Here is a 19865-nt window from a genome sequence, read left to right as displayed (position 1 = left end):
GCGCGCGCGGCGGGCGAAGGGGGAGCCGGCCTGCTCCGCGTTTTCGGGACGCGGAGCCGGCCGGCTCACGATCGCACCGCGGTGACAGTTCCCCCTGCGGTCCGCGTGCGATCGGTACCAACCTAGAAGGCCGTCGGATGCCGCGCCTCAGGGACAGCCCTGAGTTCGCGTCCGTCGGGTCGGAGCCGACCCCACCCGTCGGGCGACGCTCGACCCGGAGGTCAGTGCAGGCCCGGAAATCCGCGGATCGCCCTTGTCGGCGCGGTTCGCGCGGCGCTAGTTTCGGACCGACCTGCACCGACCCCGCCCGCGAGACCAGGAGCCTGCCATGCGTCTCTCCCCGCTGACCGAACGCGAACCCGACCCCGCCGCCGATCCGACCGCCGCCGCCGATGCAGGCGCCGCCGATGCAGGCGCCGCCGCCGAGGCCGCACGCGAGACCGCGGCGAGCGCCGCGCCCGCCGCACCCGCCGTCGGCGCCGACGGCACGTACGATGCCGCCCTCGTGCTCGTGCACGGCATGGGCGAGGCCTTCCGCAGCCAGATCCTCCTCGAGTGGGCCGAGCCGATCCTCGCGCGCATGGACTGGATGACCCGCGACCGCATCTACGGCGCCGACGACACCTACGGCGTGCACCTCGACGCATCGGACCTCTCGGGCGACGCCCCGATCGTCAGCGTGACCGTGAAGTTCCCGAAGCGCCGCGAACCCGGCGAGCCGGTGGTCGCCGTCGAGAAGCGGGTGGCGATCATCGAGGCCCGCTGGGCGGAGGCGTTCGTGCCCCTCGGCACCGCGCAGATCTTCCGGTGGGCCGCGCCGTTCATGTGGCGCGCGGTCATCCGGATGCTGCGGCTCTTCTGGGCGACCATGGTGCTGTTGCCCTGGTACACGCTCATCGAGCACCCGAGGGCCGCGCGCAAGGACCTCGCGCTCCGGTCGTTCGCGCTCACGTTCCTCTTCGACCTCGTGCGCCTGATCGTCGGATTCGCCGTGTTCGTGCCGGTCGCGGCATTCGTGCTCCTGCTCGCCGTCGTGCTCACGCCCGTGCTGCCGCTGATCAGCCCGCTGCTCCTGATCCCGGCGTTCAAGAAGGCGGCGGGCGACGTCATCCAGGGCCTCGCGGGGTCGATCGGCGACGTCACGGCCTGGAAGGAGACGCCCGTCCGTGCGAGCGCGATGCGCCTCGTCGTGCGCGATGCCGTCACGAGGGCGAAGGGCCTCGTGGGCGACGGGGACGTGCACGTGTTCGCGCACTCGCAGGGGGCCGCGGTCTCGACGTTCACGCTGTTCGAGGAGATGGATCCGCACGCCTTCAACGTGCGGCAGCTCACGACCGTCGGGGCCGCGGTCAGCCTGCTCGGCCGCGACAGGTGGCGCGGCCGCAACGACCCGTACACGCCCGTGCAGAACTGGGTCGACCGCCGGACGGACCAGGCGCGGCCGGTGGAGTGGGCCAATCACTGGGCGATCTGGGACCCGTTCTCGGCCGGCCCCATCGCCGATCGGACCGGCGAGGCGCGGGCGCGCTGGCGGGCCTCGTACTTTCCGCGCCTGGCGGGCGACGCGTGCGGCCCGGAGGAGCACGCCGTGCACAACGTGAGCCAGCCGTTCCTCGATCACTCGTACTACTACAAGAACACGCTCCAGGTCGTCGAGCCCACGATCCGCACCCTGCTCGGCCCCGACCTGCCCGGCCCCTCGCGCGAGGTCGCCTACATCGAGAACCGCCTCAACGTCATCAACAAGAAGTCGCTCGGCACGAACATGATCGCGGCGGTCGTCATCGCCGTGCTGCTGCCGGGCCTCACGGCGGTCTCGGCCGTCCTCGCCTCGGTCGTGACGACGGTGGCCGGCTGGTCCGCCTGGGTCGGCGACCTGGTCAACGGCTCGGATGCCGCACCCGACGCCGCGGGCAGCGTCGGGTTCCTGCACGAAGCCGGGCACCTCACGGGCTGGGGCTGGGTCATCGCGTCGGCGCTCGTCGCGGCCCTGCTGATCTGGATCAACCAGGTCATCACGGGCTACGTCGAGCGCACGCTCATCTGGGATCGATGCCCGCTGCCGGTCGGCTGGTGGCTCCTCCTCACGAGCCTGCCCCGACTCGCCTACGTCGTTGGCGCGGCCGTCGTCGTCTGGTTCGCGGTCGAGCAGTGGGCGCCCGTCGCCCCCGAATGGCGGGTGTGGCTCGCGGTGGGCTTCGTCGTCGTCACGCTGTTCGCGTTCCTGGAGGCCAGGTTCGCCCCGGCACCCGTCGTCGTGCCGGCACGCACGCGCGTCGAGGTGCCGGGCGTCCTCGCGGACGTCCCCGAACCGCTCACGCTGAAGCACGCACGCGAGAGCACGGCCTACCGGGACACCCTGAGGGCTCGGCAGGAGGCGCTCGACCCGCAGGGATGGTGGGCACGCCTGTGGGCGCGCTCGTTCCACCACTGGCCGCAGGCGGAGCGGCAGCCCGAGGTCGGGCGTCCGTCGTCGGCCGTCGGCGCTACGGGCGCGTGACGCCGAGGTCGCGCAGGCCGGCGACGGCGCGCTCGACGATGTCGTCGATCGGGGCGTCGACGTCGACCACGAGTCCGCGTTCGTCGTCGGCGAGGGCCTCGAGCGTCGCGAGCTGCGAGGCGAGCAGGCTCGGCGGCATGAAGTGCCCCGTGCGGCCCGCTGCCCGCGCGGTGAGCACGGCGTCGTCGGCGTGCAGGTGCACGAAGCACGTCGTGGGCGCCTGCGCGCGAAGCCGGTCGCGGTAGCCGCGGCGCAGCGCCGAGCAGGCGATCACGAGGCCGGATGCGTCGGCCGACGCCAGCTCGAGCCCGACGATGTCGAGCCAGGGCCACCGGTCGTCGTCGTCGAGGGCCACGCCGGCGCGCATCTTCTCGACGTTCACCGCGGGGTGCAGGTCGTCGGCGTCGCGGAACGGGGCGCCGAGCCGCTCGGCGATCTGCGCGCCGATCGTGGACTTGCCGACGGCGGAGACGCCCATGACGACGATGAGCGGCGCGGTGTGGGTCATCCCACCATCTTGCCTGCGAAGCCGATCGATTACTGGCAGGATTCTTTACCATGTCGAATGAGGTGCGGGCCGCCCGCTGGTCGCTGCTGGTGCAGTTCGCGCTGTTCGGCCTCGTCATGTCCTCGTGGCTCAGCCGCATGCCCTCGATCCGCGGGGCGCTCGACGTGAACGCCGCCCAGCTCGGCGGGCTGCTGGTCGTCGGCGGCCTCGGCTCGCTCGCCGGCGCGCTGACGATCGGCGTCATCGTCGCCCGGTTCGGCAGCCGCATGGCGTTGCTCGGCGGCACGATCGGCAACGTCGTCGGGTTCGGCGCGATCGCCTTCGCGACGGCGAGCGGCGACGTGCGCTTCTTCATCGCGGGCGCGTTCGTCAACGGGTTCTGCGGCGCGCTCGTGAACGTGCCGATCAACACGAACGCCGCCGAGGTCGAACGCCGCATCGGCAGGGCGATCCTCCCGCACTTCCACGCCTGCTTCTCGATCGGCGCCGCGCTCGGCGCACTGGTCGGCGCGGCGTTCGCGGCCATGCAGGTGTCGATCACCGTGCAGATCCTCGTCGTGCTGACGGCCGTCACGATCATCCGCCTCGCGCTGTTCCGGCCGGCCACGGCGCTCACGCTGCACGTGCCGATCATGACCGAGACCGGCTCGGTGTCGGTCGTGGCCACGAAGGCGCGGCGTCGCGGTGCGGTCGGGCAGGCGCTCGGCGCCTGGCGCGAGCCCCGCACGCTGCTGCTCGGCGTCGTGCTGCTCGCGGCCTCGCTCGCCGAGGGCACGGCGACGACCTGGCTGTCGCTCGCCGTGGTCGACGGCTTCGCGACCGCCGAGGCCGCCGGCGCGCTCGCCTACGGCACGTTCGTCGCCGCGATGACCGTGTTCCGGTTCCTCGGCACGCCCCTCATCGACCGCTTCGGACGGGTCGCGGTGCTGCGCGTCTCCGGCCTCGCGACCTTCACGGGCGTGCTGGTCTTCGTGTTCTCGCCGAACCTCACGGCGGCATGGATCGGCGTGCTGCTCTGGGGCTGCGGCGCGGCGCTCGGCAACCCGATCGCGATCTCCGCGGCATCCGACGACCCGGCGCACGCCGGCCCGCGCGTGGCCGTGGTCACCTCGTTCTCGACGGTCTCCTCGCTCGCGGCTCCCCCGTTGCTCGGGCTGCTCGCGAGCGAGGTCGGCGCCCGCAACGCCATGCTCGTGATCGCCGCCGTCGCCGTCGTCAGCTTCTCGGTCGCGGCGCAGGCCAGGCGACGGCCGGTGCCGGTGCTCGTCGGCTGACGTCGGCCGCCGAACCGTCAGCCGAGCAGCAGTGCCACGGCGAGCAGCACCGGCACGGCCCCGATCGTGGTGATGAACACGGTGTCGCGGGCGACGATCTCGGCCGTCTCGTAGCGCTGGGCGAAGACGAACACGTTCTGCGCCGTCGGCAGTGCCGCGAGCACGGTCACGGCGTAGAGGTCGAGGCCGTCGAGCCCGAACGCGAACCGGCCGAGCGCCCACGCGGCGAGCGGCATCGCGATGAGCTTCAGCGCCGAGGCGAGCAGCACGTCGCGACGACCCGTGCCCGGCTCCAGCAGGCGCTGGCCGTGCAGCGAGAGGCCGTAGGCGATGAGCATGAGCGGCACCGCGGCGTGCCCGATGAGCTCGATCGGGTCGAGCACGATCGGCGGCAGCTCGATGCCGGAGACCGCGACGAGCACGCCGAGCAGGGACCCGATGATGATCGGGTTGCCGAACGTCGAGCGCAGGATCATGCGCGCCGAGGTGCGCCCCTCGACCTTCGCCCCGAGCACGGCGAGCGCGATCGGCACGAAGACGAGCAGCTGCAGCAGCACGACGGGCGCCGAGTAGGCGGCATCCCCGAGCATGTAGACCGCGATCGGGATGCCGAAGTTGTTGCCGTTCACGTAGCCCGACGAGAGCGACCCGATCACGGTGCGCGCGGCGCCGCGGCGCCAGACGAACAGCGAGACGACCGCGAAGACGCCCATGATCGCGACCGCGACGATCGCCGACACCGGCAGCAGCACCGAGAACAGGGCGCCGACGTCGGCCGTCGCGAGCACCGAGAACAGCAGGAACGGCGCGAGCACGTTGAAGTTCAGCTGTGCGAGCACCGGGCGGGCGCTCGGACCGAGCACGCCGAGACGGCCCGCGAGCCAGCCGACGAAGACCGCGAGGGCGATCACCGCGAATCCGGTGAAGATGCCGATCACGCGCGCGACGCCTGCGTCGGTGGCCTGCGCGCGTCATCCATCGCTTCGACCCTACCCGCGCGACCGGCGCGAGCACGGACCCGCCGAACGGGCTGGCCACGGGCGGTGCGCCCGACCTAGGCTCGAAGCGCACGCGGGAGTCGAACGGGGCGGGGAGACGATGTCCGGAGCAGACGAGCACACGCACGACCGAGACGACAGGGGCGGCAGGGCCGGCAGGGCCGAGCCGGACGCCCGGGGGCGGCACGCGGCATCCGTGCCGTTGGAGCTCGTCGACCGGTGGTGGCGGGCGGCGAACTACCTGAGCGTCGGGCAGATCTACCTGATGCGCAACCCGCTGCTCGACCGTCCGCTCGAGCGCGACGACATCAAGCCCCGACTGCTCGGCCACTGGGGCACCTCCCCCGGCCTCAACCTCGTCTACGCGCACCTGAACCGGGCGATCGTCGAGCGCGGAACCCCGATGCTCTACGTGTGCGGGCCAGGGCACGGCGGTCCGGCGATGGTCGCGAACACCTGGCTCGAGGGCACCTACTCGGAGCTGTTCCCCGACATCACGGCCGACCGCGACGGCATGCAACGGCTCTTCCGCCAGTTCTCGTTCCCCGGCGGCATCCCGTCGCACGCGGCGCCCGAGACCCCGGGCTCGATCAACGAGGGCGGCGAGCTCGGCTACTCGCTCATGCACGCCTATGGCGCTGCGCTCGACAATCCGGGGCTCGTGGTCGCCTGCGTCATCGGCGATGGCGAGGCCGAGACCGGGCCGCTCGCCACGAGCTGGCGCGGGCACGCGTTCCTCAACCCCCTCAGCGACGGCGCGGTGCTCCCGATCCTGCACCTCAACGGCTACAAGATCGCGAACCCGACCCTGCTCGCGCGCATCCCCGAATCCGAGCTCGTCGACTTCTTCCGCGGCAACGGCTACGAGCCGCTGCTCGTCACCGGCGGCTTCGACGACGAGGATCCAGCGCTCGTGCACGCGCGCCTCGCCGATGCCGTCGATGTCGCGCTCGAGCGCATCGACGCGATCCGGGCGGATGTCGCGACCGGCGCGTTCGACCGCAACGCACCGCACTGGCCGGCGATCGTGCTGCGCACCCCGAAGGGCTGGACCGGCCCCAAGGTCGTCGACGGCGTGCAGGTCGAGGGCACGTTCCGCGCCCACCAGGTGCCGCTCTCCGGCGTGCGCGAGAACCCGGAGCACCTCGCGATGCTCGAGGCCTGGCTCCGGTCGTACCGGCCAGAGGAGCTGTTCGACGCCGACGGCCGCCCGGTCGCCGAGCTCGCCGGCCTGCGGCCGCGCGGCGAACAGCGCATGAGCGCCACGCCGCTCGCGAACGCCGGCGTGCGGCATCCGCTCGCCCTGCCCGACACGGCCCCGTTCGCGGTGGACGTGTCAGCCGAGGCCCGTGGAGCGACGGATGCCGCGACCACCGTGTTCGGCCGATGGCTCGCCGAACTGCTGCGCGCCAACCCCGACGACGCCCGGCTCTTCGGGCCCGACGAGGTGCTGTCGAACCGCCTCGGGGCGGTGTTCGAGGTCACGTCGCGCGCCTGGGCCGGCGAGCTGCAGCCGCTCGACGAGCACCTCGCGCGCTCGGGTCAGGTCATCGAGGCGCTCAGCGAGCACCTGATGCAGGGCCTGCTCGAGGGCTACCTGCTCACCGGGCGCCACGGGCTCCTCACGAGCTACGAGGCGTTCATCCACATCGTCGACTCGATGTTCAACCAGCACGCGAAATGGCTGGAGTCGGCCGGCCACGTGCCGTGGCGTGGCGACATCGCGTCGCTCAACTACCTGCTCTCGTCGCATGTGTGGCGCCAGGACCACAACGGGTTCTCGCACCAGGACCCCGGCTTCCTGAACGTCGTGGTCAACAAGCAGGCCGAGGTCGTGCGCGTGTACCTGCCGCCCGACGCGAACACGCTGCTCGCCGTGATGCGGCACGTGTTCGCCACGACGAACCGGGTCAACGTCGTCGTCGCCGGCAAGCAGCCGCAGCCGCAGTGGCTCGGCGCCGCCGAGGCCGACGCGCACGTCGAGGCGGGCCTCGGCGTGTGGGCGTGGGCGGGCAACGAGCCCGGATTCGACCCGGCCGACCCCACCGCATCCGCTCCCGAGGTCGTGCTCGGCTGCGCAGGCGACGTGCCGACCATCGAGGCGATCGCGGCCGCCCAGCTGCTGCGCGAACGCCTGCCCGAGCTCGCCGTGCGCGTCGTCAACGTGGTCGACCTCATGCGCCTGCAGGACGTGTCGCGCCACCCGCACGGGCTCGACGACGACGCCTTCGACGCGATCTTCACCCGCGAGGCACCCGTGATCTTCGCGTTCCACGGGTATCCGACGCTCGTGCACCAGCTCGCCTACCGGCGTACGAACCACCGCAACCTGCACGTGCGCGGCTTCATCGAGCGGGGCACGACGACCACGCCGTTCGACATGCTGCACCTGAACGACCTCGACCGGTACCGGCTCGCGCTCGACGTGATCGAGCGGGTGCCAGGGCTCGCCGAGCGTCCCGGCGTCGCCGAGCTCGCCGACGAGTGGCACGCCATGCGCGCGGCGGCTCGCGAGCACGCCTACGAGCACGGCGAGGACCCCGAGTGGGTCACCGGGTGGGTGTTCCGCGCGTCCTGAGCGGCGTCCCGGCGGCTGCGCGCGCCCGGGTCACCAGCGCGCGTGCACCTGCGCCCGGATGCTGCGGTCGTAGAGCTCGTGCACCGAGGCGTCGAGCGACGGGGGGAGCTCCAGCGAGCCGGCCGCCGCGTTCGCGCGCGCCTGGTCGACGTTGCGGGCCCCCGGGATCACCGAGCTGACGCCGGGCTGGGCGGCGATCCACGCGAGCGCGACCTGGGCGGCCGTGGCGCCGGGAGCGGCCGCTCGCGCGAGCTCGGTGAACTCGGCCGCGGCGGCCACGCCGGTCTCGTAGTCGACGCCCGAGAAGGTCTCGCCGACGTCGAACGCCTCGCCGTGGCGGTTGAAGGTGCGGTGGTCGTTCGCGGCGAACACGGTCTCGTTCGTGTACCGCCCCGAGAGCAGTCCGCTCGCGAGCGGCACGCGCGCGATGATGCCGACGCCGGCCTCGACCGCGGCGGGCAGCACCTCGTCGAGCGGCTTCAGCCGGAACGCGTTGAGGATGATCTGCACGCTCGCCACGTTCGGGCGGGCGATCGCGGTGAGCGCCTCCTCGACCTTCTCGACGCTCACGCCGTAGGCGCCGATCGATCCGTCGGCGACGAGCGCGTCGAGGGCGTCGAACACGCGGTCGTCGCCGTACACCGAGGTGGGCGGGCAGTGCAGCTGCACGAGGTCGACGGTCTCGACGCCGAGGTTCGCGCGCGACCGGTCGATCCAGGCGCGGAAGTGCTCGGCCGAGTAGTTCTCGTGCTCCTGCGGCAGGCGCCGGCCCATCTTCGTGGCGACGGTGACGCCCGAGTCGGGGTTGGCGCGCAGCCACGTGCCGATGAGCGATTCGCTGCGGCCGTCGCCGTACACGTCGGCCGTGTCGAAGAAGGTCACGCCGGCCTCGTGCGCCGCGTCGAGCACGGCGAGCGCGTCGGCCTCGTCGACGTCTCCCCAGTCGGCGCCGAGCTGCCAGGTGCCGAGTCCGATCACCGAGACCGAGCGGCCGGTACGGCCGAGGGTGCGACGCTGCATGAAGTCCTCCAGGGTGTGCGGTGACGGGGTGTGCGGGTGCGGGCTCGCGGGTGCGGATGCCGCGACCGGCCGCCTCGGGCTCCGCCGCCGCGGCTGCGTTCCGAGCCTACGCCGCGCCGCGGCATCCGCTCGTCGCTCGATGCCGGTGCTCCGAGGCCGCACCTCAAGCGGTCGGGCACCCGGACTTCGGCGGCTCAGGAGGCCTTGGCCGGATGGAACCTCGTGGCCGACCACGTGTCGGCGATCGCGCTGACCTTGGTGTCGCGCCAGCCGCTCTCGCGGAGCGCGCTGCGCACGACGGTGTCGCCGGGGGCCGTCGTGCTGCGGCCCTTGCCGTGCACGATCCACACCGGCGAGGCGACGCCGCACTCGCGGAACCACACCGGGAGCGATTCGAGCTCGTCGCGGTCGCGCACGACGACGACCACGAGCTCTGCCTCGAACGGCGGCACGCGCGTGGCCTCGGCGAGCGCGTGCTCGAGTTCGGCGACGGGAAGCTCACCGCGCACGGCGACCGTGCGGCCCGCCGCGATGCCGAGCTTCTCGGCGAGGGAGGGCGGTTCGGCCGCCAGCGCATCGGCCCAGGCGGACGCCGCGGCCCCCAGCCGGAACCGGTACGTGTCGCCCTGCGCGACGAACGAGACGACCCCGTCGGTGGCCTGCACCTGCGTCAGCGCGGCCCTCGGCAGCCGCGCTCGACGCTCGCCGGAGACCTGGAGTCCACCCGACTCGAGGTGGAGCGTGACCGCCGCCACGCCTTCGTCGTCGATCCAGGTCGCCCGAGCTTGTCGTCCCATGCAGTAATCCCCCCGGTTCATGATCGTCTTCCGGCCCGCGCGGCGCAATGCCCCCGAACGGATGTGACCCCGATCGCGAGGCCGCGTCTTCCGGTCAGCCGACGTCGTCGGGAATCGGCACGGCACGACCGCTCACCGTGATGCCGCCCGACGGCGGGATCTCGACCACGAGCTCGCCTGGTCGGCCGACGTGACGCCCCTGCTCGATGACGACCAGAGCCGGCGGCACGACCGCGCCGATCGCCCGCAGGTAGCCGCCGACGGCCGCGGCGGCCGAGCCGGTCGCGGGGTCCTCGGCGATGCGGCCGACCGGGAACACGTTGCGCGCCTCGAAGCGACGCGGGCCACCGGCATCCGCCGACGCGATCGGGTGCAGCACCGTGATCGTCGCGGGCCACCCCTGCTCGTCCATGAACGCGCGCGCCTCGGCCGGGTCGAACGCGAACCCGTCGAACGCGCGCGCATCGTCGACGACGAGCACCGGGTGCCAGTTGCCCGCGAAGGCGAGCCTCGGCGGCAGCACGCTCGAGAGCGCGCCCGCGTCGAGGCCGAGCAGGTCGAGCGTGCGCTCGAGGGTCGGCGCGTCGAACTCGGCCAGGTCGGTGTCGACGCTCGTGAAGGCGGCCGTGATGCCGTCCGCCCCGCGCGTGGTCACGATCTCGATCGGCCCGACCGGGGTGGCGAACCGCAGTGCCCCCGTCGCCGACCGCTCGGCGAGCGCGACGGCCGTCGCGACGGTCGCGTGCCCGCAGAACGGCACCTCGGCGATCGGCGAGAAGTAGCGCAGCGCGTAGGCGTCGCCGTCGCGCCCCGTGACGAACGCCGTCTCGGCGAAGTCGACCTCGGCCGCGATGCGCTGCATCGCCGCGTCGTCGAGGCCCGAGGCGTCGAGCACCACGCCGGCCGGGTTGCCGCCGGTCGGCAGGTCGGTGAAGGCGGCATAGCGCAGGATCTCGGGCGTCGTGGTCACCCCTCGATCGTCCCACGCGCGAGGTCGGCCGCCGCGACGGCGCGGACGAGCGGATGCCGCGGGCCGCCCCATGCGTGGGGCTCGCGCCGCGGCATCCGCTCGTCTGCGGCGTCGGTCAGGCCTGCTGCTCCTGCTCGGCGCCGAACCGCTGCCGTGCCTCGACGGGGATGAGGGGATGTGCCGCCCTGGCCTTGAGCTGCTGCACGGCCCAGGTGTTGCCGTCGGGGTCGGCGAAGCCGAAGAAGGTGCCGCCGTCGCGTTCGTCGAAGACGGTGATCGGGCCGGCGTCGACGCCGCGCTCGATGAGCTCTGCTCGTGCCGCCTCGGCGTCGGCGACGACGAGTTGAACGCCGTGCAGCGAGCCCGGTGCCATGTCGTTCTGCGACGGCAGGTTGCCGATGACGATCGAGCAGCCGGAGCCGCGCGGCGTGAGCTGGGCGACGTGCATGTGCTCGTTCGTGGTCTCGTGGTCGAGGTCGAACCCGACCTGATCGCGGTAGAAGGCGATCGAGCGGCCGAGGTCGGCGACCGGCACGATGACGACTTCGAGGGTCCAGTCCATGATGTGCTCCTGATTCCGGATCGGTTCGGTGTCGGATCCGAGGTCGGATTCCGGGTCGGATCCGACCCTGGGTGCGACTCAGGCGGCGAGGAGGCCGTCGAGCCGCTGGTAGCCCTCGGACAGGCCCTGCTCCATGTTCGAGGCGATCATGCCGTCGCGGGCCTCGACCGTCGGGTAGGTCGAGTGGATGCTGAGGCGCGTTCGCCCGCCGCCCAGGTCTTCGAAGGTCATCGCCTCGACCGCGACGACGTCGGGGAACCCCTCGAACTCGAAGGTCTGGATCGCGAACTCGTTCTCGCGCACGGTGTGGAAGGTGCCGTTGAACGCGTAGGCCTCGCCGGCCGGGTCGACATGCAGGTAGCGGTAGCCGCCCTGCGAGACGAAGTCCCAGCGCTCGACCTGCATGTCGTAGCCGTTCGGCCCGAGCCAGCGCTTGACGAGCTCGGGGTCGCGGTGCGCCTCGAACAGCGCGCTCACCGGGGCGTCGAACTCGCGCACGATGTCGATGAACGGCAGGCCCTCGGGGGCGGTGATGGTCACGGGGTTGGTGGTGGTGTCGGTCATGATTCCTCTGCCTTGCGTGCGGGATCGACCGGCTGGTCGATCGCGGGGGTCGCGGCATCGGTGCCGCGGTCGGTGGCGAGCAGCGCGTCCAGCGAACGGAACTGCTGCTCGTGGATCAACCGGTAGCGGTCGATCCACGCGGTGAGGGCCTCGAGCTGCGCCGGCGCGAGGTGCACGGGTCGCCGCTGCGCGTCGCGCGACCGCGTGACGAGCCCGGCGTGCTCGAGCACCTGGATGTGCTTCGACACGGCCTGCTTCGTGATCTGGAACGGTGCGGCGAGATCGTTCACGGTCGCCGGTCCGCGACTGAGCCTCGCGATGATGCCACGTCGCACCGGGTCGGCCAGGGCCATGAAGGCCCGGTCGAGCCGGTCGTCGGCACTCGGGTCGAGGATCATTCGCGTAACCAACCATTCCATTGATCAACTGTTTGATTGATTACAACGTACGCCCCGGCATCGGTCACGTCAAGCGGTCTTCGAGAATTCCTCGCGTCGTCGCGGCATCCGGAGCAGAATCGAGGGGAACCCGACCGATGACGACCAGGAGACCGCCATGCCCGTCACGCTCAACCCGTACCTCAACTTCCGCGGCAGTGCGCGGGAGGCACTCGAGTTCTACCACTCGATCTTCGGCGGCACGCTCAACGTCAGCACGTTCGCCGACTTCCAGGCGTCGCAGAATCCCGCGGAGGCCGACCTCGTCATGCACGGCCAGATCGACGCGCCCGACGGCCTCACGATCATGGCCGCCGACGTGCCGGAGCACATGGAGTACCACGGCATCTCCGGCGTCTCGGTGTCGATCTCGGGCGACGACGACGCGAAGATCCGCGGCTACTGGGAGCGGCTCGCCGAGGGCGCGACGGTGCAGCAGCCCCTCGAGGTCGCGCCGTGGGGCGACGCGTTCGGCATGCTCGTCGACCGGTTCGGCGCGAGCTGGCTCGTCAACATCTCGGGCGCGGCGGCGTAGCGGGCGTTCGCCGCGCAGCGGCGTTCACGGCGAAGCGGCGTTCACGGCGTGGCGGCGTTCACGGCGTAGCGGGCGTTCACGGCGTAGCGGGCGTTCGCCGCGAAGCGGCATTCACGGCGTAGCGGCGTTCGCCGCGCAGGCAGACGCGCCCCGGTCAGGACGCGCTCGGCGGAACCGTCCTGAACCGGCGACGTTCGCCCGGGTTCCGGATGCCGCGGCGGCCTCGCCGCGGCATCCGCGCCTGGCGTCAGCGTGCGGCGACCGGCAGCGCGATGCCGTGCAGGGCGTCGACGACGGGGGCGAGCTCGGGCTGCGTCTGCGCGTCGGCGAGCACGCGCTCGAGCGTCTCGTCATGGATCGGCCGTGCGCGCTCGTACAGCGCCCGCCCTGCCGCGGTGAGCTCGGTGTAGATGCCGCGCCGGTCGTCGGCGCAGAGCACGCGGGTGAGCAGCGAGCGGTCTTCGAGTCGGTTCACGAGGCGGGTGGTCGCGCTGGGGCTGAGCGCCGTCGCACGCGCGAGCTGCTGCATGCGCATGTGCCAGCCGTCTTGACGATTCAGCGCGTCGAGCACGGTGTACTCGACGACCGAGAGGTCGACGGATGCCGCGAGCGCCCGCTCGAGTTCACTCTCGATGAGGCCGTGCAGTGCGGCGAGCGTGCGCCAGCCGTGCGCGCGCACCTCGACCGCGTCGTCGGCGATGCCCATGTCGTCTCCCGGAGGTCGTGTGCTCGGTCCAGTCGCAAAGTAGTTGCTTGCGCTAGGTAATTGCGTGTGCAACTATTGACTCTGCGTTCGCAATAGTCGGCGCTTGCAACTACTTTCCCCAGTGTACAGGAGAACCTCGCATGCCACTCGGACTGCTCGCCCTCGCGATCGGGGCCTTCGGCATCGGCCTGACCGAGTTCGTCATCATGGGCCTGCTGCCCGACCTCGCCGCCGACTTCGGCGTCTCGGAGGCCGCGGCCGGCTGGTTCATCTCGGGCTACGCGCTCGCCGTCGCCGTCGGCGCCGTCGGGCTGACCGCTGCCGCCACGCGGCTCCCCCGGAAGCCCGTGCTCATGGGCCTGCTCGGCCTCTTCATCGCGGGCAACGCCGTGTCGGCGCTCGCCCCCACGTACGAGGCCATGATGGCCGGCCGGATTCTCGCCGCCCTCTGCCACGGCGCCTTCTTCGGCATCGGCGCGGTCGTCGCCGCCGACCTCGTCGCCCCCTCGAAGCGGGCCGGCGCCATCGCGATCATGTTCACGGGGCTCACCGCAGCGAACGTGCTCGGCGTGCCGTTCGGCACGTTCCTCGGGCAGCAGTTCGGCTGGCGCTCCACGTTCTGGGCCATCTCGGCGATCGGCGTGCTCGCGCTCATCGGCATCGCCGCGCTCGTGCCGAGCAGCCGGTCCGACGCCCGCACCGACGACACCGCTCCGAGCCTTCGCCGCGAGCTCGGGGCGTTCCGCTCCGGACAGGTCTGGCTCTCCCTCACGGTCACCGTGCTCGGCTTCGGCGGCATGTTCGGCGCCTTCACCTACATCGCCTACACGCTCACCGAGGTCAGCGGGTTCGCCGCCACCGACGTGCCATGGCTGCTCGTGCTCTTCGGCGCGGGACTGGTGGTGGGCAACTGGATCGGCGGCCGCCTCGCCGACCGCTCGATCGACGGCACGCTGCTCGGCTTCATCGGCGCACTCGTCGTCGTGCTCGCGCTGTTCGCCTGGCTCGCGGCCTCCCCGATGGCCGTCATCGTGCTCCTCGTGCTCATGGGCGGCTTCGGGTTCGGCACGGTGCCCGCCCTGCAGAGCCGGGTCATGCACTACGCCGACCAGGCACCCACGCTCGCCTCGGGTGCGAACATCGCCGCCTTCAACATCGGCAACGCGCTCGGCGCCTTCGCCGGCGGCATCGCCATCTCGGCCGGCCTCGGCTACACCTCGCCGATCTGGGTGGGCGCGATCATCACCGCGGCCGCCCTCCTCGTCATGGTCGTCGCGTGGGCCACCGCACGCGCCACGGCCCCGTCGCCGGACCGAGCGGATGCCGCGGCCCGGCCCACGACCGCGACGGGCTCGCTCGCGACCTCCGCTCGCTGAACCGCCCACTCGACACCGCCCCTCGAACCCGCCCCTCGAACCCCGAACCGTCCCGGAAGGACCCAGCATGACCATCGTCCCCACCATCACCCTGAACAACGGCGTGCGGATGCCGCAGCTCGGCTTCGGCGTCTTCCAGGTGCCAGACGACGAGACCGCCGCAGCCGTCACCACGGCCCTCGAGGTCGGCTACCGCAGCATCGACACGGCGGCCGTCTACGGCAACGAGGCCGGGGTCGGCCGCGCGCTCGCGGAGTCGGGCATCGCCCGCGACGAGCTGTTCGTCACGACCAAGGTCTGGAACTCCGACCAGGGCTACGACGAGACGCTGCGTGCGTTCGACGCGAGCGCCGCGAAGCTCGGGCTCGAGCAGCTCGACCTGTACCTGATCCACTGGCCGACGCCCGACCGCGGTCGCTACCTCGACACGTGGCGCGCACTCGAGCGCCTGCTCGCCGACGGCCGCACGCGCGCGATCGGCGTCTCGAACTTCGAACCCGAGCACCTCGACCGCCTCATCGAGGCGAGCGGCGTCGTGCCCGCCGTCAACCAGGTCGAGCTGCACCCGGCCATGACGAATCGCGCGGTCGTCGAGGCCGACGCCCGCCACGGCATCGCGACCGAGGCGTGGAGCCCGCTCGCGCAGGGCGCCGTGCTCGGCGAGGCATCCGTCGTCGAGATCGCCGAGCGCCACGCGCGCACGCCCGCGCAGGTCGTGCTGCGGTGGCACCTGCAGGAGGGGCGCATCGTCATTCCGAAGTCGGTCACGCCCGGACGCATCGCCGAGAACTTCGACGTGTTCGGCTTCGAGCTCGCCGCCGACGAGCTCGCCGCGATCGACGCCCTCGACCGCGACGGACGCACCGGGCCCCACCCCGCCGAGTTCCACGCGGCCTGACCTTCGACCACACACCCTCGACCACCGAAAGAACGGAACACCCATGAGCGACATCCTGATGATCGTCACCGCCGCGACGAGCCTCACCATGAAGGACGGCAGCGAGCACCCCACCGGCTTCTGGGCCGAGGAGCTCGTGACCGCCCACCGCGACCTCGTCGCGGCAGGCCACACCGTGACGATCGCGACGCCCGGCGGCGTCGCCCCCACCGTCGACGCCGGCAGCCTCGACCCGTCGCAGGCCGGCGGCGAGGAGCGGGCGCGCGAGTTCGCCGACTACCTCGCGTCGATCACGGACGAGCTCTCCTCCCCCGTCGCGATCGCCGACGTCGACGCGTCCCGCTACGCCGCCGTCGTGCTCCCCGGCGGCCACGGGCCCATGTCCGATCTCGCGTTCGACGACGCGACCGGCCGAGTGCTCGTCGAGGCGGATGCCGCGGGCACGATCATCGCGCCGTTCTGCCACGGGCCGGCGGCCCTCCTCGCGGCGAACCGCGCCGACGGGTCGTTCGCGTTCGCGGGCCGCCGCCTGACCGTCTTCACCGACGAGGAGGAGCGCACCGGCGGCACCGGCGAGAACACCCCGTGGTGGGTCGAGAGCCGCCTCCGCGACCGCGGCGCCGTCATCGACTCTGCAGCGCCCTGGAGCGACCACGTCGTCGTCGACGGCAACCTCATCACGGGCCAGAACCCGCAGTCGAGCGCCTCGGTCGCGCGGCGCGTGCTCGAGGAACTCGCCGCGCGCGGCTGAGCCGCCGGGTGCTCGGCCCTGGTCATGGCCCTGGCCCTGGCTGCCGCACCCTGCTCTCGCTGCCGCACGCTGCTCAGCCGTTCGTCCGCTGCTCGGGTGCTCGTCCGCTGCTCGGGTGCTCGTCCGCTGCTCGGGTGCTCAGGCGTTCGCCCGCTGCTCAGGCTCGCACCTGCGGAGCCGGCCTGAGCACGCGGCGAACGCCTGCGCCGGCGCTGACCTCCCAGCCGCCGGGCGATGAGACGACGGATGCCGCGGCGCCGCGCTCGTCATGAGCGCCGCGCCGCGGCATCCGTTCGTGCGGTCGGGCCGGCCGACCGTCTCGGCGTCAGTCGAAGAGCTCCGACAGCCAGTTGTCCTTCTTCTTCTTTCGGTAGCCCTGGTCGCCGGACCCGCGATCGTCGTATCCGCGGTTGTCGTATCCGCGGTTGTCGTACGACTGCTGGCCGTACGCGGGCTGCTGGTACGCGGGCTGCTGCGGCGGCGGCTGGTAGGCGGGCTGCGCCGGCGCCGCGGGTGCGGCCGGAGCTGCGGCCGCCGCCGCACCGAAGTCGCCTGCGGCGCGTTCGATGATCTTGTCGAGCTCGCCGCGGTCGAGCCACACGCCACGGCACGTCGGGCAGTAGTCGATCTCGATGCCGCTGCGCTCGCTCATCACGAGCACGGCTCCGTCATTGGGGCACTGCATGGGGGCTCCTCGGTCGGGGTAGCAAGGGGTCTCGCCGCGAGCCTAGGGAGCCAAGCTCCGAAGACGCCCAGACCGGCCAGCGCGCTCGACGCGTGCTGCCCGAAACCCGCCCGACCCCGAAACGAGGACGAGCGGATGCCCCGGCGCGCGCCTCACGAAGAGGCGGGCGACCGTGGCATCCGCTCGTCGACCGGCGCGAGGCGCCGATCACGGTGTGCGAGAACTACGCGATGACGCGGATGTTCTCGGCCTGCGGGCCCTTGGGGCCGCGGGCGGTGTCGAATTCGACCTTCTGGTTCTCGTCGAGCGAACGGTAGCCGTCCGATGCGATCGCGCTGAAGTGCGCGAAGACATCGGCGGTGCCGTCGTCGGGAGCGATGAAGCCGAAGCCCTTGTCGGCGTTGAACCACTTGACGGTTCCGGTAGCCATGTTGTATTCCTTCATTCATTCCGCTTCGCCGAGGCGAGTGCGGTGTGCACGGCCTGGCCGTGCGTGTTCCGGTTGCGAAATCCGCCACCGGAGGTTCTTGGTCGGCCCGTCGGGCCGAGATCGTTCGGTCAGACCCGCCTGAACTGGTTGACCATGGGGCAGTCGAACGGGTCGCGGGCCGAGAGCCCGACCTCGTTGAGGTAGCGGATGACGATGCCGTACGACTGCACGAGTGTGGTCTCAGTGTACGGAACACCGAGCGTCGCGCAGTGCTCGCGCACGATCTCACGGGCTTTCGCCAGGTGCGGACGCGGCATGCTCGGGAAGAGGTGGTGCTCGACCTGGTAGTTGAGGCCGCCGAGGAGCGTGCTCGCCCACAGTCCGCCCGAGATGTTGCGCGAGGTGAGCACCTGCTTCGAGAAGAAGTCGAGCTTCGAGTCGGCCGGGATCAGGGCCATGCCCTTGTGGTTCGGCGCGAAGGACGCGCCCATGTAGACGCCGAAGACGGCCATCTGCACGCCGATGAAGGCGAACGCCATGCCGAGCGGGAGCACCCAGAAGAGCGCGCCGAAGTAGACGATGAAGTGCACCGCGATGAGGCTGAGCTCGATCCAGCGGCCCTTGACGGGGCGACGCTCGGTCAGCGTCGCGATCGAGCGCATGTGCAGGTTCAGGCCCTCGAGCGTGAGCAGCGGGAAGAACAGGTAACCCTGCTTGCGCGTGATCGCGGCGAGCAGGCCCTTCTGCTTGGCGGCATCGGTCTCGGTGAACGAGATGGTGTCCCACTCGATGTCGGGGTCCTTGCCGATCTTGTTCGGGTTCGCGTGGTGACGCGTGTGCTTCGTCATCCACCACGAGTAGCTGATGCCGACGACGCCGGCGGCGAGGATTCGGCCGACCCGGTCGTTCGCCGGCCCGGACTCGAGCACCTGGCGGTGCGACGCCTCGTGCGCGAGGAACGCGAACTGCGTGAGGATCAGGCCGAGCGCCCCGGCCATGAGCAGCTGGAACCACGAGTCGCCCAGCAGGATGAACCCGGTGATCACGCCGCCGAGGGCGAGCGCGAGGGCGGTGACGAGCGCCGCATAGAACCAGCGGGTGCGAGCCAGGAGGCCGGACTCGCGAACGACTCGGGAAAGGGCGGTGAAACTGCGCGTGACATCCGCGGAGCCGGTGCGGGGCTTCGTAGCCCGAATCGCACCGAGGGTTTCGGTGTGAGAGATGGCAGGGGTCCCAGTCGTCGTCGACTTCCCAGCCGGGGATGCACGGGCGATCACCCGTTGAAGATGCTCGAACGCTATGGGCTGTGCATGTGAAAGCGCTGGGAAAAGCGCCGCAGTATATACCCGTTGCGGCATCTATCGGTCCGGTCGGCGCGACTGCAAGACTGTGCCGATGCGCATCATCGTCACCGGCGGATCCGGAAAACTCGGTCGAACGGTCGTCTCGACACTCCGCGACGAAGGCCACGAGGTCGTGAACCTCGACCAGCAGGGCCAGCGCGGCACGCTCGTGCGCGTCGACCTCGCCGACTACGGGCAGGTGATCGATGCGATCGCCGGCGTCGACGATCAGCACGCCGGGGCCGACGCGATCGTGCACCTCGCCGCGATCCCGGCACCGGGTCTCGCGAGCGACGTCGCGACGTTCCGCAACAACATGCTCGCCACGTTCAACGTGCTGCAGGCGGCCAAGCGACTCGGCATCACGCGCATCGTGACGGCTTCGAGCGAGACCGTGCTCGGACTGCCGTTCGACGTGCCGCCGCCGTACATCCCCGTCGACGAGGAGTACCCCGCGCGGCCCGAGTCCACCTACTCGCTCGTGAAGCACCTCGAGGAGACGATGGCGATCGAGCTCGTGCGCTGGAACCCCGGGCTCTCGATCACGGCGCTCCGCTTCTCGAACGTCATGGACCCCGACGACTACGCGGCGTTCCCCGCCTTCGACGCCGACGCGACGCTGCGCAAATGGAACCTCTGGGGCTACATCGACGCGCGGGACGGCGCCCAGGCGGTGAGCCGCGCGCTGGCCGTGGCGACCCCCGGGTTCGACCGGTTCATCATCGCCGCCGCGGACACCGTGATGTCGCGGCCGAACGCCGAGCTCGTGGCCGAGGTGTTCCCCGGCGTCGAGCTTCGCGGCGACCTCGGCACGAACGAGACGCTGCTCTCGATCGACAAGGCCCGTCGGATGCTCGGCTTCGAGCCCGCGCACTCGTGGCGCGACCACGTCTGACCCGGATGCCGCGCCCCGGCACTGAGCCGGCGGGCGCC

At 71.6% G+C, this 19865-nt stretch carries 20 protein-coding genes; 8 read left to right on the top strand and 12 right to left on the bottom strand.

All coding sequences use genetic code 11. The annotated features are described in order from the left end of the window. The first annotated feature begins 328 nt into the window (after nt 1-328). On the top strand, nt 329-2500 hold the full coding sequence (locus ABIC29_RS10885; protein ID WP_354245276.1) for a hypothetical protein: 2172 nt from the start codon (nt 329-331) through the stop codon (nt 2498-2500). On the opposite strand, the gene ABIC29_RS10880 is transcribed toward ABIC29_RS10885, so the two are convergent. Continuing rightward, complete coding sequence (locus tag ABIC29_RS10880) at nt 2487-3008, bottom strand: gluconokinase (protein ID WP_354245273.1); 522 nt, start codon at nt 3006-3008, stop codon at nt 2487-2489. The two genes, ABIC29_RS10885 and ABIC29_RS10880, sit on opposite strands and share 14 nt — an antisense overlap. Before the next feature lie 50 nt (nt 3009-3058). Between ABIC29_RS10880 and ABIC29_RS10875 the strand changes: the two genes are divergently transcribed. Then, nucleotides 3059-4282 carry an MFS transporter gene (locus ABIC29_RS10875; RefSeq protein WP_354245271.1) on the top strand — a complete coding sequence of 408 codons (1224 nt, stop codon included), beginning with the start codon at nt 3059-3061 and terminating at the stop codon, nt 4280-4282. 17 nt (nt 4283-4299) lie between these two features. Here the strand turns inward: ABIC29_RS10875 and ABIC29_RS10870 are convergent, their stop codons facing one another. After that, on the bottom strand, nt 4300-5220 hold the full coding sequence (locus ABIC29_RS10870; RefSeq protein WP_116084047.1) for an AEC family transporter: 921 nt from the start codon (nt 5218-5220) through the stop codon (nt 4300-4302). Nucleotides 5221-5380: 160 nt separating this feature from the next. Here ABIC29_RS10870 and ABIC29_RS10865 point away from each other — a divergent pair, with 160 nt between their 5' ends. Further along, nucleotides 5381-7858 carry a phosphoketolase family protein gene (locus ABIC29_RS10865; RefSeq protein WP_116084050.1) on the top strand — a complete coding sequence of 826 codons (2478 nt, stop codon included), beginning with the start codon at nt 5381-5383 and terminating at the stop codon, nt 7856-7858. A gap of 30 nt (nt 7859-7888) precedes the next feature. Here the strand turns inward: ABIC29_RS10865 and ABIC29_RS10860 are convergent, their stop codons facing one another. The 6 genes from ABIC29_RS10860 to ABIC29_RS10835 form a co-directional block, all read right to left on the bottom strand. Further along, entirely contained in the window at nt 7889-8878 is a 990-nt protein-coding gene (locus ABIC29_RS10860) for an aldo/keto reductase (RefSeq protein ID WP_116084052.1), read from the bottom strand. 194 nt (nt 8879-9072) lie between these two features. Next, a complete protein-coding gene (locus ABIC29_RS10855; protein ID WP_116084055.1) occupies nt 9073-9675 on the bottom strand; it encodes a hypothetical protein in 603 nt (200 codons plus the stop codon). 94 nt (nt 9676-9769) lie between these two features. Continuing rightward, a complete protein-coding gene (locus ABIC29_RS10850) occupies nt 9770-10645 on the bottom strand; it encodes a PhzF family phenazine biosynthesis protein (RefSeq protein ID WP_354245267.1) in 876 nt (291 codons plus the stop codon). A gap of 115 nt (nt 10646-10760) precedes the next feature. Continuing rightward, a complete protein-coding gene (locus ABIC29_RS10845) occupies nt 10761-11207 on the bottom strand; it encodes a VOC family protein (RefSeq protein ID WP_116084060.1) in 447 nt (148 codons plus the stop codon). 78 nt (nt 11208-11285) lie between these two features. Next, the gene (locus tag ABIC29_RS10840) at nt 11286-11771 is read right to left on the bottom strand and encodes an SRPBCC family protein (RefSeq protein WP_116084063.1); all 486 of its coding nucleotides are present in this window, start codon (nt 11769-11771) and stop codon (nt 11286-11288) included. Further along, nucleotides 11768-12169 (bottom strand): ArsR/SmtB family transcription factor, encoded by a 402-nt coding sequence (locus ABIC29_RS10835; RefSeq protein ID WP_116084066.1) that lies wholly within the window; start codon nt 12167-12169, stop codon nt 11768-11770. The genes ABIC29_RS10840 and ABIC29_RS10835 overlap by 4 nt, the downstream gene beginning before the upstream one ends. Nucleotides 12170-12326: 157 nt before the next feature. Here ABIC29_RS10835 and ABIC29_RS10830 point away from each other — a divergent pair, with 157 nt between their 5' ends. Beyond that, nucleotides 12327-12743 (top strand): VOC family protein, encoded by a 417-nt coding sequence (locus ABIC29_RS10830; RefSeq protein WP_116084068.1) that lies wholly within the window; start codon nt 12327-12329, stop codon nt 12741-12743. A gap of 247 nt (nt 12744-12990) precedes the next feature. On the opposite strand, the gene ABIC29_RS10825 is transcribed toward ABIC29_RS10830, so the two are convergent. Continuing rightward, complete coding sequence (locus ABIC29_RS10825; protein ID WP_354245262.1) at nt 12991-13449, bottom strand: MarR family winged helix-turn-helix transcriptional regulator; 459 nt, start codon at nt 13447-13449, stop codon at nt 12991-12993. 140 nt (nt 13450-13589) lie between these two features. On the opposite strand from ABIC29_RS10825, the gene ABIC29_RS10820 reads away from it, so the two are divergent. The 3 genes from ABIC29_RS10820 (at nt 13590) to ABIC29_RS10810 (ending at nt 16474) form a co-directional block, all read left to right on the top strand. Beyond that, entirely contained in the window at nt 13590-14825 is a 1236-nt protein-coding gene (locus ABIC29_RS10820) for an MFS transporter (protein ID WP_116084073.1), read from the top strand. 67 nt (nt 14826-14892) lie between these two features. Further along, nucleotides 14893-15723 (top strand): aldo/keto reductase, encoded by an 831-nt coding sequence (locus ABIC29_RS10815; protein WP_116084076.1) that lies wholly within the window; start codon nt 14893-14895, stop codon nt 15721-15723. A 43-nt stretch (nt 15724-15766) separates the two neighbouring features. Further along, nucleotides 15767-16474 (top strand): type 1 glutamine amidotransferase domain-containing protein, encoded by a 708-nt coding sequence (locus ABIC29_RS10810; RefSeq protein WP_116084079.1) that lies wholly within the window; start codon nt 15767-15769, stop codon nt 16472-16474. Nucleotides 16475-16799: 325 nt separating this feature from the next. On the opposite strand, the gene ABIC29_RS10805 is transcribed toward ABIC29_RS10810, so the two are convergent. From ABIC29_RS10805 to ABIC29_RS10795, 3 genes are all read right to left on the bottom strand, one after another. After that, entirely contained in the window at nt 16800-17159 is a 360-nt protein-coding gene (locus ABIC29_RS10805) for a TFIIB-type zinc ribbon-containing protein (protein ID WP_116084082.1), read from the bottom strand. A gap of 223 nt (nt 17160-17382) precedes the next feature. Further along, nucleotides 17383-17589, bottom strand: coding sequence for a cold-shock protein (locus ABIC29_RS10800; protein ID WP_055862244.1), 207 nt, complete (start codon nt 17587-17589; stop codon nt 17383-17385). Nucleotides 17590-17717: 128 nt separating this feature from the next. Further along, on the bottom strand, nt 17718-18812 hold the full coding sequence (locus tag ABIC29_RS10795) for a fatty acid desaturase family protein (RefSeq protein ID WP_502915486.1): 1095 nt from the start codon (nt 18810-18812) through the stop codon (nt 17718-17720). Between the two features lie 172 nt (nt 18813-18984). Between ABIC29_RS10795 and ABIC29_RS10790 the strand changes: the two genes are divergently transcribed. Then, on the top strand, nt 18985-19827 hold the full coding sequence (locus tag ABIC29_RS10790; RefSeq protein ID WP_354245257.1) for an NAD-dependent epimerase/dehydratase family protein: 843 nt from the start codon (nt 18985-18987) through the stop codon (nt 19825-19827). Nucleotides 19828-19865: the final 38 nt, after the last annotated feature.

The organism is Agromyces sp. PvR057 (genome assembly GCF_040547485.1).
Taxonomy (GTDB): domain Bacteria; phylum Actinomycetota; class Actinomycetes; order Actinomycetales; family Microbacteriaceae; genus Agromyces.
The sequence above is the reverse complement of the archived record's forward strand: the minus strand, read 5'-3'. Positions and strand labels throughout refer to the sequence as shown.